9 protein-coding genes are annotated in these 16,197 nt (G+C 46.9%); all 9 read right to left on the bottom strand.

All coding sequences use genetic code 11. The features are described 5' to 3' along the window. Positions 1 to 29 precede the first annotated feature (29 nt). Entirely contained in the window at positions 30 to 1,619 is a 1,590-nt protein-coding gene (locus KWJ01_RS09950) for a RagB/SusD family nutrient uptake outer membrane protein (protein WP_224996283.1), read from the bottom strand. A gap of 18 nt (positions 1,620 to 1,637) precedes the next feature. Further along, entirely contained in the window at positions 1,638 to 4,805 is a 3,168-nt protein-coding gene (locus KWJ01_RS09955) for a TonB-dependent receptor (protein ID WP_224996284.1), read from the bottom strand. A gap of 422 nt (positions 4,806 to 5,227) precedes the next feature. Beyond that, complete coding sequence (locus tag KWJ01_RS09960; protein WP_224996285.1) at positions 5,228 to 6,262, bottom strand: LacI family DNA-binding transcriptional regulator; 1,035 nt, start codon at positions 6,260 to 6,262, stop codon at positions 5,228 to 5,230. A 177-nt stretch (positions 6,263 to 6,439) separates the two neighbouring features. After that, complete coding sequence (locus KWJ01_RS09965; RefSeq protein WP_224996286.1) at positions 6,440 to 7,858, bottom strand: glycoside hydrolase family 125 protein; 1,419 nt, start codon at positions 7,856 to 7,858, stop codon at positions 6,440 to 6,442. A 53-nt stretch (positions 7,859 to 7,911) separates the two neighbouring features. Beyond that, on the bottom strand, positions 7,912 to 8,754 hold the full coding sequence (locus KWJ01_RS09970; RefSeq protein WP_224996287.1) for an endonuclease/exonuclease/phosphatase family protein: 843 nt from the start codon (positions 8,752 to 8,754) through the stop codon (positions 7,912 to 7,914). A gap of 95 nt (positions 8,755 to 8,849) precedes the next feature. Further along, entirely contained in the window at positions 8,850 to 11,171 is a 2,322-nt protein-coding gene (locus tag KWJ01_RS09975) for a GH92 family glycosyl hydrolase (protein ID WP_224996288.1), read from the bottom strand. A 66-nt stretch (positions 11,172 to 11,237) separates the two neighbouring features. After that, positions 11,238 to 12,029, bottom strand: a complete 792-nt coding sequence (locus KWJ01_RS09980) for a DUF1080 domain-containing protein (protein WP_224996289.1) — start codon at positions 12,027 to 12,029, stop codon at positions 11,238 to 11,240. Between the two features lie 97 nt (positions 12,030 to 12,126). Continuing rightward, positions 12,127 to 14,148 carry a c-type cytochrome gene (locus KWJ01_RS09985; RefSeq protein WP_224996290.1) on the bottom strand — a complete coding sequence of 674 codons (2,022 nt, stop codon included), beginning with the start codon at positions 14,146 to 14,148 and terminating at the stop codon, positions 12,127 to 12,129. Between the two features lie 19 nt (positions 14,149 to 14,167). Further along, the gene (locus tag KWJ01_RS09990) at positions 14,168 to 16,021 is read right to left on the bottom strand and encodes a family 16 glycoside hydrolase (protein WP_224996291.1); all 1,854 of its coding nucleotides are present in this window, start codon (positions 16,019 to 16,021) and stop codon (positions 14,168 to 14,170) included. Positions 16,022 to 16,197 lie beyond the last annotated feature (176 nt).

Consider the following 16,197-nt stretch of genomic DNA (forward strand, 5'->3'; position numbering starts at 1 on the left):
CGTCATCCTTTATGTTAAAGGGCTGATTCTTAATCATAACCAGGATTCTGTGGCAACAAGCTTGGGTTACGCTGTATTTCAGTTTCAGGGATAGGGAAGAGTAAGTTCTTTTCCTGTATGGTCTGCCCCCATTTATTTGAATAGCCTAATACATCCACAAAATTGATCTCGCCCATGCCGTTCTCCGATGTTACAGGAAATTTCCTGGTTCTCTGAATATCATGCCATAAGCTAAATTCAAACACCAGCTCGCGGTACCTTTCTTCCCATACCTCTTCCACAAATTCATCCACAGACAAAGCCATCAGCTCACTTTCTATCTCGGCTATATCTTTTTTCCAGTAAGCCCTGCTCCTAACCCTGGCTAAATAACCAGCCGCTTCACTGGTTACACCCTGGCTGCGGGCAATGGCTTCTGCGGCAATCAGCAGCACATCGGAATAAGTATAAACGGCCAGATCTTTTCCCGAGCTTGCAGTTTCAAAAACAGCCTGATCATCATGCCAGATGTAGGGCGTTGGCGGAAAAGTTTTGATAGTGCCGTCCTCGGCCTCAAATGTGGTATGGTAGTACTGCTTATTCTGCACCCTTAAGTCTTCCTCGGGATTATACCCCCACAAGAACCCGTTTGCCGGCTGGTATGCTCCATTGGTGATAGAATAGGCTACATCTGAGGCTAAAGCCACCGGGTAGGTTATGGCAGGATAAGAGGTTTGGGCGATCCCTACAGCATATTCCAGGAAATAGATGTATTCATTGGCTGAGGCATCTGATTTCCTGATTTTGTTGTAAGCACTGTTTTCGGGTATAACATTCCCCTCGCTATCCACATCATGCTGTGTTAAGCTGTAATTGCCACTATTGATGACTATTCTGGCTGCATTGGCGGCATCCTCATAATGGTTTTCCTGCAGGGGATAACCGCTCATGGTCAGGTACACTTCTGACAGTAAAGTAGCAGCAGTCCCCCTGGAGACCCTGTTCTCATTGCTGGCCATTGAGGTTTCAGGAAGCCTGCCTTCTGCAGCAGCATACTGTAAGTCTTCCACGATAAGGTCATAAATCTCCTTGATCGTATTTCGCTCAACGTACAGGTTTTCCAGAGATTCGTATGGCTCTGTAATCAAGGGTACCTCTCCGAACATTCTAACCAGGTGGTAGTACGCAAATGCCCTGAAGAACCTTGCTTCGGCAGTGAGCTGCCCAGCCTCCTCTTCCGATAAGCCGGGGGTGGTAGGAATGTATTTGATTGCATTGTTAGCCCTGGATATACCACGGTACAAATCACCCCAGATACCTCCCAGATAATCCGACAGGTTGTTGGCACTGATGGTGAGCTGCTGTGCATTTTGCACATGAGGCTCCTGGCCTTTGTACTCATTATCGAAATAACCTGTCATGTAATTACCCAACATGGCCCTGGATCCCTGGTAGGTACCTGTTCCATACATTTGGGGGGCACCATTTCTGTACAGGGAGTTAACAGCGTTATAGGCATGAGATGGTTCGGAAAAAAACTGGCCGGATGACATCTCATCTTTTGGCTCTTCTTCCAGAAAATCCTCACAGGAAGTAGAAGCAAGCAGGCCTATGAATATGGCTATATATAGTTTTTTCATATTATTTAATTGCATGAATTAGAATTGCAGACTAGCGCCAAAAGTAAAGGTTCTGGGTCTTGGATACTGGAAGAAGAAGATGTTCTGGCCCCACTGGTTACCACCCCAGGAAGTTGCTTCAGGATCGTATCCTTTGAACTCATCGGAATGGATCAGGAAGGCATTTTGCACACTTCCGTATACCCTGAAGTTGCGGAAGTTTTTAAAGAGATTCTGGTTAAATGTGTAGCCAAGAGAAATCAGGCTGCCCCTGATATAGGAACCATCTGCTACCCAGTGGTCATCAATCTGGCTGTTCTGGCCTGAATAGGCCTGGTTCCGGATTTGCTGTACCATTGTATTCTGGTTCTGCTCTGTCCAGGCATCATGCAGGATAGAAGTGAGTCCGTTTGCAATACCAGATCTGTCTTCTACAGAATGGAAGAACTGTTGCAGAATATCAACGCCATATACAAACTGCAGGTTCACATTCAAATCGAAATTCTTATACCTGAAATTGTTGATAAAACTTCCCTGCCAGTCTGGCAAACCATTACCGATGATCGACAACTCTTGAGAGCGTTTTGCCTCACCTGGTACTGCACCTACCTGAGCTGCCTCTTCTTTTTCATCAGTTCCCCAGGTACCCAGCCTGCGGTATCCCCAGAATGAACTTAAAGGCTCTCCTACACGCAAAATGGTCTGGCTGCCGGAAACCCACCACGGCCCGGGGAAGATATCTTCGTCATTTTCTCCCAGAGACTCAATCCTGTTTTTATTGTAGCTGAAGTTTAAGTTGGTTTCCCAGCTAAAGTTATTTCCATTAATTGGGTAGCCTGTCAGTAATACTTCTATACCCTTATTCGATACGGAACCAATGTTATCCATTACGCCGGAGAAACCGGTTGATAAAGGCACAGGTCTTGAAAGCAGGAGGTCGGTAGTTAACCTGTGGTAGTAGTCGAAGCCTATGGTAACACTGCGTTTAAACAGCGACAGGTCAAAGCCTACATCAAACTGGTTTGTTTTTTCCCATTCCAGGTCAGGGTTTGGCAGCCTGTTGATGTAGCTTTCGGTTTCGCGGGTTCCGTTCAGCAAAACAGTTCCGGAAGATACTGTTCCCAAAGATCCGTAAGCAGCAATCTCAGTATTACCTGTAATGCCATAGCTAGACCTAAGCTTGAATTCGTCTATTTTGCTCAGACCACTCATGAAGGGTTCGTTGCTTACCACCCAGCCTACTCCTATAGAGGGAAAAACACCATACTTATTATTGGCACCGAAGCGGGAAGATCCGTCAATCCTGCCTGTTAGTGTAAGCAGGTATTTATCATTGTAGGTATAGCCGCCTCTTAAGAAATAGGAGTTCATGGTCCATTCGTCATAGTCAGATCCGGGTGCTCCTGGCTGACTGGCAGCTCCTATGCGGTTATAGCGGAAAAAGTTATCAGAGAATCCTTCTGCAGACATCCAGTTCGACTCATAAGTGCGCTGCTGCCAGCTCAAACCCAGTACAGAGTTTATCCTGTGTTTACCTATCTCATTGTTATAAGAAAGGTATGTTTCTTCCTGCCAGTAATTTACACGGGCATCTGCTACATAAGCATAACCTCTTGGTGATGATATATTGACCAGATCAGTGGGGCTGTAGTCCTGAAAGTTTCTGTCATGAAAGTCAAAACCGAACTGGGTTCTAAGATCCAGACCTGGCAGAAGATGAAATGTCAGATAAGTATTGCCAAACAACTGGGTGCGCTTTCTAAGCCTTTCCTGGGTTTCCAGCACGTGCACCGGGTTTGCCATTGGCTCTATATTATAGGCATCCGTAATCATCTGGCTGTTGCTCCAGGTTCCGTCGGGGAATCTCACAGGAAAAATTGGAGGCATTTCAAGCATGGTACGGCGTGGCACCTGGCCTCCACCACCTTCTTCCACTTCATTTTCATGTGTGTAGTTAACAAGCAGGTTAAGGCCCAACGACAACCATTTTTTCGGATTAGCATCATAGGCAATTTTACCATTTACCCTGTTCAGCCAGCTGTTAAGCATAATACCTTCCATTCTGGAGTAGTTCAGGAAAGCGCCTATGGAAGACTTTTCCCCGCCCTGCTGAATAGATAGCTGGTGGTTATAGGAGATGGCCGTACGGGTCACTTCATCCTGCCAGTCTGTATCATACAAAGGGTTGCCGTTTACATCAAACAAACGAGGATCGTCCTTTGTAAATACAGGAGGGTTACCATTATTAGGATATTTTGAGTAATTGGCAAAGCCGGTTTCCACTACCTGCAGGTATTCCTCGGAGTTCATGATGTCTATCTTTTTAGGCAGCACACCTGCACTGATAAATCCATCATATCCTATCGTGATGCCATCGGCATTGCCTCCTCTTTTTGTTGTAATTAAAATTACACCGTTTGCACCACGCGCACCATAAATTGCAGTAGAGGAAGCATCCTTCAGCACCTCCATGCTTTTAATATCATTGGGGTTTAGGAATTGAATATCTTCCATGGCCACGCCATCTACCACATAAAGCGGAGAAGAAGATGAATTGATAGTTCCCAACCCGCGAATCAGCACCCGCGGGCTGCTGGTAGGAGATCCTGAATTTAAAAATACGTTAACACCGGCTACCCTTCCCTTCAATCCTTCCAGTGCATTATTTACAGGAGCCTGTAACAGGTCTTCGGCATCCACCACGCCAACAGAACCGGTTAAATCAGATTTTTTCTGTGTACCATAACCAACCACTACCACTTCTTCCAGCGCCTCTGCATCTGTCTTCAGCTGAACATTTATCGTGGTCTGATCCCCTACTACCCTTTCAAGGGTTTGCATGCCCACAAAACTAAATACGAGCACAGATTCAGCAGAGGGTACTTCAAGGCTAAAGTTGCCATCTACATCAGTAACAGTACCATTACTGGTTCCTTTTATGATAATGTACACCCCTGGCAGGGGTTCTCCGGTTTCATCTGTTACACGGCCTTTTACCTGAAGAGCAGCTTCCGCTACCTCTTCCACCCTACTGTTTTCTGCGGCTACACCTGAAAAAGAGTAGGTAGCCGGCTTGTCAAAATCTGGCCCTGCATGTGCTAAGCCAGGAATCAAAGTCAAAGAGAGAAAGCCGATCCTCAATAACCAGCCTCTCTTTTTCTCATGCCTGCAATAGTGCAAGGGAGGAAAAAGTAATTGTACCTTCATAAAATTGGGGTTTGATGGTTTATAAAAATTATATAATCGCTATGCTAAATCGTTTTAGCAAAACAACAAATTATAGTAATTCAAAAGTTTCTATAGAGAGAACAGAACAAAACCAATTATGAGATATTTCAGGTTGTACTACAAGGCGACTCAAGCCAATAATATATACTTTTATGCAAAAGAAGATATATATAGTCTTAAAAAATGTTCAGAGGAAAATGAACAAAAAAAACGGAACGGTTTTTATACAGTTTTCACAGCCATGCTACTCCAGCAGTATATGGATATGGCAATACTAAACCGTTTTAGCAATTAGTTTCAAAATATACATATAAAGCTAATATTAACAAAAATTAGATACTGTTTTTTATTACTAACAGAGAAAAAAAGCCTCGGGCCTTGTTCTGTACCTCACAATCATGCTAAGGCAGGCTTCGGATGCTAGACTTCCTGTTCATTAAAACACATGGTAACACAACTGTCTGCGGATGCTCCACACCCTCGCTCTCATCCAGCTGATTCAAAATATTGCTAATCAACTGCCTGGCAATCTCTTCAATAGGCTGGCTCACGGCAGTCACTGACGGATTGTGTAACTGAAAAACATCGTGATCATCAAAAGTAATAACGCCAATCTGATCCGGCATAACCAAACCCTCTCTTCTAATAGCCTCCAGCCCCCTCACACCAAGGTAATTTGTGGCAAAAAACAGTGCATCTACAGTGTCTGTTGTTCTAATAAACTCTACTATTTTCTGAACAATCGTTTCTGTAGCATCATGGAACTTAACTTTTAGAATATTCGGCAACATCTCATGTTCCCTCAGCGCCTGTTCATAACCCTGAAGCCGATCCATCATCTGCGATTGGTCTGACTCCACAGTAACAAAAGCAATGTTTTTATATCCCTGCTCAATTAAGCTTTTAATTGCGTTATATGTACCCTTCTTATTCTCTACAACCACAGCAGGTACATTGATTTCGGGAAAATAGCGGTCGAACAAAACAACCGGCAGCTTGTCCAACAGCAGGGCTTTTATATCCTCTTCCACGCCACAGGGTGGCGTGATAATATAGCCATCCACATGCCTTTCCCGGAACATGCTTATGAGTTCCTGTGTTTTCTCCCTATCATTTTCAGTACTGCAGTATAAAATCTTGTAACCTTCACGATAGGCCTGTTCTTCTATATACCTGGCAATATTTGCAAAAAAAGGGTTTGATATATCCTCTACCATAAAGCCTAGAATCCTGGTTTTGCCAGTGCGGAGACTTTGAGCGAGCCGGTTAGGTTTATAATTCACCTCTTTCACCAGCTTTTCCACTTTCTCTTTCAGATGATCACTTATTCTTTTTTCCTTGGCTCTTCCATTGAGAATAAAGGATACGGTTGTAACTGATATGTTCAACTGCTTTGCAATATCACGAATTGATATTTTTTTCTTTTCTTCCTTCATTGTGTACTTAACCAGCCAGATCCTTTTACTTACCAATCCCTGATTGAAACAGACTTCAGATTTTACTCATAAATATCTACTTAGTTTTTATATATGATAAGGATATGATGAATTTAATTAAATAGTTTAATCATTATCCTGCATTTATGGACATCAGTTGCAGCCAAATGCGTGTTCTTATACTAAAAGCTGCGGCTTTTCCTGATAGGTTTTCCACAGTAATTCCCCAAAAAGGGTATTTGCCCAGGCAAACCAGGCACGGGTAAATTTTTTAGGATCATCCTTATGGAATGATTCGTGCATAAACCCGGTGCCTCCATGAGTATTTTTCAGCAGGTTTATACACGCCTTGATTTCCTGGTCATCATCGCTGGTCAGGGCTCTCATGGTAATGCTCATGGGCCACACCATATCATGGCCAACATGAGGCCCTCCAATGCCTTCAGCTGCGCTTCCTTTGAAAAAGAAAGGATTATTTTCAGACAGCACATACTTCCTGGTGTTTCTGTACACCGGATCTGCTGCCTCCACTGCTCCCAGGTAGGGAAGCGAGAGCAAACTAGGTACATTGGCATCATCCATCAGGTTGAAGCTACCGAAACCATCTACTTCATAGGCATAAATTTTTCCATGTTTGGGGTGGTCAATAATGGCGTGCTCCTTTAGTGCCTGCTCCACTTCCCGGGCCAAAGCACGAAGTTCCTGGGCAGTCTGCTGGTCTCCCGCAAGTTTTTCCATCATGCCGGCCGCCTGCCGCAGGCTTACTACCGCAAAAAAGTTTGAGGGTACCAGAAAGGAATACAGGGTGGCATCGTCGCTTGGCCGGAAGGAGGAACAGATCAATCCAACAGCCTTTACCGGGTAGCCGTAGCCGCTCATGGGTAGGGTATCGGTAGCATGCGGGGTATCTCTTTGAAAGCGATACGGGCCAAGACCGGTTTTCCGCTGTTGTTCCTTAAAAGTCCGTAATGTGTTTTTTACAGCCTGCTGCCACTGAGCATCAAAAGGTGCTGCATCGCCGGTAGCCTGCCAGTAATGGTAGGCAAGTCTGATAGGGTAACACAGGGAATCTATCTCCCACTTCCGTTCATGTACACCAGGCTGCATATCGGTACGATCGGTGCTCCACTCTCCCTTTTTCGTACTGTCGTCATAGAAAGCGTTGGCATATGGATCCTTCAGAACGTACTGCGTTTGCCGGTTGATAACACCTGCAACGAGCTTACGCAGGGGTTCATCCTGCTTCAGAAATTTAAGGTATGGCCACACCTGTGCAGAGCTGTCACGCAGCCACATCGCATCAATATCGCCGGTGATCACATAGGTATCCGGCTTATTGCCCGCCATCTTAAAAGTTACGGTGGTATCTAAAGTACTCGGAAAGCAATTCTCAAATAACCAGGCAAGTTCCCGGTCTTTAACCTTCTTTTTGAATTCAGTAATCGCCAGCTCTACTGCCTGGCTCTGAAAATTCCGTTTTGCTGCAGGCACTCTAACCAGCGGAAAATCTGCAGGAGCAGCAAATGCAAGCGGTGGAGAAAGAAAAGCACCAGCGCTAAAAAGGGCTGAACTTTGCAGGAAGGTTCTTCTGTCCATGGAGGAATTTTTTTAACGTAACCTTTTTATATGTATATCCTTAAAACCAGCATTTAATAAGTTACCTGCACCAGTACCGGAAAATGGTCAGACGGAAACTTCCCCTGGTAGCTGTCGGTGAGGATACCATACTTCTGAACCTTGAAGTGTGGGGTCAGAAATATATGGTCAATTCTACTATCTGATTTACTGTTGATATCGAAAGCGTTAAAGGTACCATTAGGTGCATATACCAGAGCGGCCTGATCGTATGCTGACTTTATAGTTTTGGAGGAGTTCAGGATCCTATAGCTTTCGTTCATTTGATCTATGTTAAAATCTCCGCTTAGTATAACAGGTGAGCTTCCGGCAATTTTTCGAATCTGCTCCAGTATTAATTTACTGCTTTCCCGGCGTGCTTCCACCCCTTTATGGTCAAAATGTACATTGAAGAAGTAAAACCTGAATCCGGAATCTTTTACCTGAAACTGACCCCAGGAACAGATCCGTGGCAAGGCAGCATCCCAGCCCTTGTTGGGTTTGCTGGTATCGGTCGATAACCAGAAGTTGCCATTCTGAAGAAGTGTAAACTTATCATTCTTATAGAAAATTGCAGAAAACTCCCCTGCTTCCTTACCATCGTCCCTACCTACACCTGTGTAGGCATAAGCGCCCAGGCCCCGGGCAAGATCATCCAGTTGATGATGTAGTCCTTCCTGTGAACCGAAAATATCAAAGTCATGAAACTTGATGAGCTTAACAATAACTGGTAATCGCTCTTTCCAGGGATTTTGCACATCACCGGGGTTATCATAGCGGATGTTGTAACTTGCTATTTGCAAAGACTGGGCCTGCACAACCTGACTGCCAGGGTAAAGGCAAAACAAAATGACAACAAAGCTGAATATTTTTCCCATTTGATAAGTTCTAGAGATTACAGACTGAATATTAGCAGGGAGAGCAACATCTTCATCCAGACCTACAAGCCCGAACCTGATCGTTTATTCTCATGCTATTGAGCCCTTATTGCTACCTGTTCTGTATTGGGCTTAGCACCCATATAGAAGGTAATGGTGCCTCCTGACATGATTTCGGGGTGGGTCAGGTAGCTGCGATTCAATGGTTTTCCGTTTAGCTCCATCTTCTGGACATACACATTCTTATCGCTCTGCTTTTTCACTACTACATGAAAGGTTTTACCGTTCTCAAGCTTAATAGAGGCCGATTTTACTGCCGGGCTACCAATGGCATATTGCTCCGAACCTGGTGCCACCGGGTAAAAACCAAGAGAACTGAACAGGTACCAGGCACTCATTTGCCCGAAGTCATCATTTCCCCCCAGCCCATCCACGGTTGGTTTATACATGGCTTTCAACACCATTCTTACTTTATCCTGTGTTTTCCAGGGCTGATCAGTCCAGTTATAGAGGTACGCCACATGATGCGATGGCTCATTGCCATGCACATAGTTACCAATGATCCCTTCGCGAGATATATCTTCTGTGTTGGCAAAGTATTTATCGGGCAGCTCCATCGTAAAAAGGGAATCCAGATGGCTGGCAAAGCGGGTTTTTCCGCCCATCATGCTGATCATCTCTGCCGGATCGTGCGGCACATACAGGCTGTAATTCCAGGAGTTGCCTTCGATAAAGCCCTGTCCGTGGGTATCCAGCGGGTCAAACTCCTTCTTCCAGCTGCCATCGTTTAATTTAGGGCGCATATAGCCAGAGGCTGCATCGTACACATTTTTGTAATTGGCCGCACGCTTGCTAAACTCTTCGTAAATATCCATCCGGTTGAGTTTTTTTGCCATCTGGGCAATGCACCAGTCATCGTAGGCATACTCCAGCGTTTTGGAAACCGAAGAGCCGTTCCTGTCTTCAGGCACATACCCCAACTGCATATAATACCCCAGGCCATCGTAATACGTGGTTCTGGCGGTGGCTACGCAGGCGTCCAGTGCTTTATTCACGTCAAACCCGGCATTTCCCTTGATCACGGCATCGGCAATTACAGGAACGCTGTGGTAACCGATCATACACCAGTTTTCATTGGCATGGTGCGACCAGACAGGCAGCATTTTATGAACGCTCTGATCATAATGTGCCAGCATGGATTTGATCATATCTGCGTTACGCTTTGGCTGCACAATATTAAAAAAAGGATGCAGGGTGCGGTAAGTGTCCCACAGTGAAAAGCTGGTGTAATTGGTAAACCCTTCAGCCTTATGAATATTCATATCGATGCCCCTGAAAGAACCATCTACATCCATATAGGTGGTGGGGCCAAGAAAGGCATGGTACATGGCGGTATAGAAGTTTACCATCTCTGCATGGCTCCCGGCATCTACCACTATCTTACTTAGTTCATTATTCCACAGGGCCTGTCCTTCCTTTTTAACACGTTCAAAATCCCAGTGCGGTATTTCGGCCTGCATGTTTGCCAGTGCCCCCTGTGTACTTACCGGCGAAAGGGCAAATTTTATCTTTATCTTCTCCCTTTCTGCTGTTTTAAAGTCAAAGTACATCCTGACCTTTTCTCCGGCTATTTCCGGAAAATTGTGTTCCTGATCAAACTTGCGCCAAAAGCCTTTGTAAACTGCATTATCGTACTTTTTGCTGCCATACTGATAGAAAGGCTTATTGAAAGACATGGCAAAGTATACTGTGCGGGTTCTGGCCCAGCCATTTGTTTGCCGATAACCGGTAATGAGGGTATCATTTTCCACCCGCACAAAAGTCCAGACATTTTTCTCATCATAGTTGTAAATACCCGAGATCAGGTCCAGGATAATATGGGCGCTGTCGGCTTCCGGAAAAGTATACTGATGCATACCTACCCTGTTGCTGGCGGTCAGCTCCGCCAGAATATCATGATCGTCGAGTTTCACTTGATAATAAGCAGGTTCTGCCACTTCATTTTCATGTGAAAAAGCAGACCTGTAGCCACTTTCCGGCTTTTCTTCCGTACCTGGATTAAGCTGAAGTTTACCCGTGGTGGGCATGATTAAAAAATCGCCCAGGTCTGAATGTCCGGTACCACTAAAATGGGTATGACTGAAACCTACTATGGTAGGATCATCGTACTGGTAGCCTGCACAATATTTGTATACATCCGGATTATATTTCCCATTCACCGCGTAGGGAATGGTATCGGTATCGGGGCTTAGTTGCACCATGCCAAAGGGTACAGTAGCTCCAGGATAGGTGTGGCCCATTTTAGCCGTACCAATCAAAGGATTTACATACTGCACCAGATCCGCTGATGGGTTCTTTTGCCCGAAAGCAGGCAGGAACAAAGAAATCAACACCGCCGATAATAGGCTTTTCCGCATAGAATTAATGTTAAGAGTTCTGCGCTGTCTCCATATAAACAGCAGGTTTGAATAGTAAAAAAATTGCTATTCCAGGGGTCTGATCTTAATGTTCTTGAACCAGACCTTATCTCCATGATCCTGCAAAGCAATCCGGCCACTTTTGTAGCGGCCATAATCAGGCATGCTGGCAAACTTACTCCCCTTCACCAGGTTTTCCCATTCGGGGCTCCAAAGGGTATACTCCACCACTTTTGTTCCGTTTAGGTACTGTTCTACATGCCCGTCATTTACCACCAGGCGAGAGGTATTGTACTCCCCCACAGGCTTAACGGCAGCTGTTGAGAGCGGGTGCAGATCATAGTTAGATCCGGCCTGCCGGTTACCATCTTTTCCCTGTTTGGCATCAGGGTGTTTCTCATCGTCGATAATCTGCATTTCTGGGCCTGTTTGCCAGGTATAATCAAACCTCGGATCTTCCGAAACATTGAAAAAGATTCCGCTATTGCCGCCTTCGGAGATCTTCCAGTCGAGGACCAGCTCAAAATCCTGGTATTCGTTTCTGGTAACGATGTCGCCTCCCCCTTCACCGCTAAGCACAATGGCGCCATCTTCTACCTGCCAGGCATCCGGAACTTCTTCTTTTTTAAAGCCTCTCCAGTGCTCCATATTTTCTCCGTCGAACAACAGCACCCAGCCTTCCTGCTGCTCCTGCTGGCTTAGGGCATTTTCAGAACTTTCTGCAACGCCAGCTGTATTTGCATTTCCTAAAGCATTCCCGGTACCAGCATCAGCTGCTGCACTTTCTGACTTAGAGGTACAGGAAAAAGTAAAACAGGCAGCCACAAAAAGAGCTGGGAAAAATCGGAATCTGTTCATATGGGTGTACAATAAGGTTAAAGAAATTAAGAATTATTTAAGACAATGTTCAGCAGCTGCACAACATTTGCCCCATCTGCAGGCCGGGCCGGCTAAACTATTTATCATCCAGTGAATTGATCCAGGCTGCTATTTTCAGTGCTTCATCTTTTGGCACCTGTGGCATGGGCGGCATTGGTGTTGCATAGCCGGGCCAGTTCTGCGGCTCCGGCTGATGGATCAGCTCCACAATTCTTTCGTTGGTATAGTTGCGCTTGGCCACCTCTCTGTAGGCAGGCCCTACCTGCTTCTGATCGGTATTGTGGCAGGCCAGGCAGGTGTTCTTTGCCAGAAGGCCTTTTACCTCTTCGTAAGTAGGGGCTTTTGGCTTTTGGCTGGCCTGTGCCGCAGCCTGGTTAGGGGCATCCGGATTACGGGCAGGGGCAGCTTTAGGTGTGGAGGCAGTTGTACCTGCTTTTTTAGTGCCTGCAGCGCTACCTTTTTTAGTCTTGGCTACCGCTGCAGCAGAGTTCCTGGTACTTAGTTCGCTTACCTGTAGTTTTGGTCCGTCGGGTATGTTATTCAGGGTATAGTAAGCGGTAGGATGCACCAGCGAATAGGAGTTATCGCGCGCCCGCACACCATCCAGGGCTATTTCATGTACATGATAGCGGCGCATATCGTCCAGCACAATGCGTGCCCTCATGCCGTCATCTGATACTTTCACCCCTTTTATGGGGTTTACCACCCTGTCTACCGGAGGACTGCCATACACGGGTGTATACTTGTAGGTGTAATTCGATACCGCGTAAGAGGCAATGTCTTCAGCCGACTGCCTGTCGACCGGGAGCGTAAATTCTATTTCGAAACCATCTGGCATAGCCCGTACGGCGCGCATTTCAAAAGGCACTCTATTGTTCCACACCAGGCGCTGCAGGCCCTGGTTTGCCTCCCCGGCCGATCCCCAGCCCCGGTTGGTTTCTCCAACAAACAGGGATCCATCCTGGGCCCAGGCCATGCGCAGCACACCAGAGCGGAAACCGCTCCTGAACATAAAGGATGCTCCCTGGTATTCACCCTTTACCTTTTCCAGGTATACGCGGGCCAGCATGCTTTGCCCCTGGTCTCCTACCAGTACCTGCCCGCCAAAAGGACCAAAGTTGCCTTCAGGAATAGGCAGCGGCTCAGAAGTAGAAACGCCCAGAATACCATAGGGAAGCCAAACCGCAGGCAGCTGCAGTTCAGGAATTTTTTCTTTAACCTGGAAAAGGGTCGCATAATCTTCGTTCACCACATTCTCTGGTTTGATGTAGCGGCCCTCTTCGTTCTTAACCTGGCGGGGATCCACCTGTGCATACAGTTCCTGAACTGTTAAATCGAGTGGTACATTGGCTTTATCAGTCCAGCGCAAGCCGGCGGGATGTCCGGTAAAAGCACCCTTAGGTACATGCCAGAGAGCGCCAGACCCCATCCAGTCGCCCTGGTTATCGGTGTAGAACAGTTCTCCATCAATAATGCCCAGACCTGCCGGTGAGCGCATTCCGGTTGCCCAGGGTTCCATGCGGCCATCTTCTGAAATCTTCATGGTCCAGCCGCGCCAGGGCACCCGGCTTTCGCCCCGCCACCATTCCTCGTCGCCGAAGGCTACATTGCCGGTTACAAAAAAGCTGCCGTCGGGCGCAATCTTGGGCCCGAAGCTGTACTCATGGTAGTGGCCGGAAAGTGGCCAGGCATACACAGTTTCAAGTACATCTGCCTTACCATCCCCATCAGTATCCTGCAACTTTGTTAGTTCTCCACGCTGGGCAGCATACAGCGCACCGCTTTTATAAGCCAGCCCTAATATTTCATGCAAGCCAGAAGCGAACTTTCTAAAATAGGGCCTGGCGCTGGTGGGATTTTCAACGATAAAAACATCTCCTCTCCGGGTTGAGATGCCCAGGTCACCATTTGGCAATACCGCCAGGCCTCCAACCTCCAGCAGCACTCCCTCTGGTGCGCTTACCTTCATGATCTTGAAAAAATCTTCCTCCTTGGGCGATTCCTGTGCCTCCGCCACGGTACCGATACCTGTAAGGCTGGCGGCGGTTACCAAAAAGGACAACGCGGCCCTGGTCAAAAAGCTATTATTTTTAGACATTAAATTTGTAGTTTCAGGGTTAGTAAAGGATTGAATAGGCAAGCTTTTGCTGAAGCGGTACGATCAGTTCCTGGCCAGCGCCACTGGTACGAATGATAGGTTTGGCTCCCCCGGCATCATCCAGCCGCAGGTAGTAGGACTTATCATCGATCAGGTACATCCCTTTTGAAAGTTCCTGTATACTCGCTCCTTCTGCCAGACGCATATATAAATTACCTGATGGATTTTGCACACTAAGCTCGCGCCGCAGCACGCGCCCCCCTTCCATTACCCGAATGGCATCCTGCACATCGGCTCCCCACACCTGGTAGCGGAAGGTGGGCTGATCTGCTGCACTCAAGGTGTAACCTTTAGATTTATAAGCACTACCCGTTGTATCTGCAACCCAGGGAGCCTGGGGGGAAGAAAGGCGTGCCACTGCCAGCCGTGACTGTTTTGTCAGGTGGTGTACCGTACCGGTAGGACGGGATGATCCGTCACCTCTCTGGTGCCACATGGGCGTGGCATCCAGGAACCCGCCCCGCCAAAGCTGCACCAGCGCGCCATGATCCAGGTCATAGGTATAATGCAGCTGTTCATTGCTGCCAACCGAAACTGCATGTGTTACGCGGGGGCCATCGGGAATATCCATAAAGCTGCGCAGGATAGGTTGATCACCGGCATCCACCAGAATAGGATCCACAACATTGCCTACGGCAGCACCTCTGTCGCTGATCAGGTAGTCTCTTAAACCGGTACCAGATACGGCCAGCCCCAGCCCGGGTTGTACCCAGTCGGAGTACTTGGCGTAAAACAGCTCGAATGGCATGTTACCAGCCGGTAGTGTAACCGTTCCTTTTCCGGTGTTTTCACTAAGCGGCACTACCTCCTGCTTGTTAATACGCATCAGCCCTGAACCACCGGGCACATTTAAATCAAAAGTGTATTCCCCTGCCTCTTTCACCTCCAGGTTGCCGGTATAGCGGATCAGGAACTGCTTTGATTTATTACCAAGATCAGAGGTTAAAATAACAGAACTACCTTCTGCCTCAGGCGGAATACTATCGTAGTTATCCAGTTCATCGAAGCGACCTTCATAAACAGCATACTGCAGGTTTGTAAGTTCCGGGCGTGGCTTTTCGTAGCGGGTAATCTCCATATTGCGGAAAGCCACCGCTCCGTGATCGCCCTGGATGCGCAGAGGCCCTGTAGCCGATTCCTTGCTGCTGAGGGCACCTCTGGTAGGGCCTGTCAGCTGCACATCTTCGTGTATGGTTACACCGTTCAGCTCAACGCGCAGCAGCTTCGCATTTTCGGTTTTGTTGCCACTGGCATCAAAACGTGGTGCCTGAAAGGAAACTTTAAGGTGCTGCCAGGTACCTGGAGCCCGGCTCACCTGCTGACGGGGCGCATAACCTTCATAGGCTTCGCTGCCTTTAGGCTTGCTGTCATCCCAGCGCGGATAAATGCCTCCATTGTTTACTGGCATTGCCTTCTGCAAACCCCAGCTGTCTTCCAGCTGCAGTTCGTATAAACCCTGCAGGTAAATGCCGGAGTTGGCCCCTTTCGCCATCATATAATCCAGTTCAAGGTCTATGTCTCCATGTTCAAATGTTGTTAGGAGATCTTTTCCCTTTTTTCGTTTATCCGGAAGGTTCACCAGCACTCCGCTACCTTCAGTAGTATTGAACTTATTCTCTTTTTCGAGATCAGCAGTTACACCACCAACAATCTGCCAGCTTGGGGAAGGGTTCTGAAAGAGAGATAGATCATTAAGCTGAATCTGAGTAGTCTGCCCCATCAGCAGTGGCACAGTGAGCAAATTCACTAGCGCCAGCGAAAGCACACTGGTAAAAAACTGCTTCGGAGATGAAAATAGATGGTTTTGTATCATGTAGTTCTAAAAATTTAGAAAACCTATTTTTAAAATTATCTTAAACGCAAACTATCGATCTGAAATAGAAGACGCTTTGAATGCGCTGGTTCAAAAGACGCTCCTCTATAAAACCTGATTTAAAAAATCCCTGCCAAGCCTTTTGCTGCTCTGGTCATCAAATCATTTTCGGTCTC

Origin of the sequence: Cesiribacter sp. SM1, from assembly GCF_020178975.1 — a bacterium.
In the GTDB taxonomy this organism is placed as follows: domain Bacteria; phylum Bacteroidota; class Bacteroidia; order Cytophagales; family Cyclobacteriaceae; genus Cesiribacter.

Coding starts and splice junctions, on each gene's coding strand:
- KWJ01_RS09965 (WP_224996286.1), bottom strand. CDS start 7,858: ATGGACAGAAGAACCTTCCTGCAAAGTTCAGCCCTTTTTAGCGCTGGT.
- KWJ01_RS09980 (WP_224996289.1), bottom strand. CDS start 12,029: ATGAACAGATTCCGATTTTTCCCAGCTCTTTTTGTGGCTGCCTGTTTT.
- KWJ01_RS09975 (WP_224996288.1), bottom strand. CDS start 11,171: ATGCGGAAAAGCCTATTATCGGCGGTGTTGATTTCTTTGTTCCTGCCT.
- KWJ01_RS09970 (WP_224996287.1), bottom strand. CDS start 8,754: ATGGGAAAAATATTCAGCTTTGTTGTCATTTTGTTTTGCCTTTACCCT.
- KWJ01_RS09955 (WP_224996284.1), bottom strand. CDS start 4,805: ATGAAGGTACAATTACTTTTTCCTCCCTTGCACTATTGCAGGCATGAG.
- KWJ01_RS09960 (WP_224996285.1), bottom strand. CDS start 6,262: ATGAAGGAAGAAAAGAAAAAAATATCAATTCGTGATATTGCAAAGCAG.
- KWJ01_RS09990 (WP_224996291.1), bottom strand. CDS start 16,021: ATGATACAAAACCATCTATTTTCATCTCCGAAGCAGTTTTTTACCAGT.
- KWJ01_RS09985 (WP_224996290.1), bottom strand. CDS start 14,148: ATGTCTAAAAATAATAGCTTTTTGACCAGGGCCGCGTTGTCCTTTTTG.
- KWJ01_RS09950 (WP_224996283.1), bottom strand. CDS start 1,619: ATGAAAAAACTATATATAGCCATATTCATAGGCCTGCTTGCTTCTACT.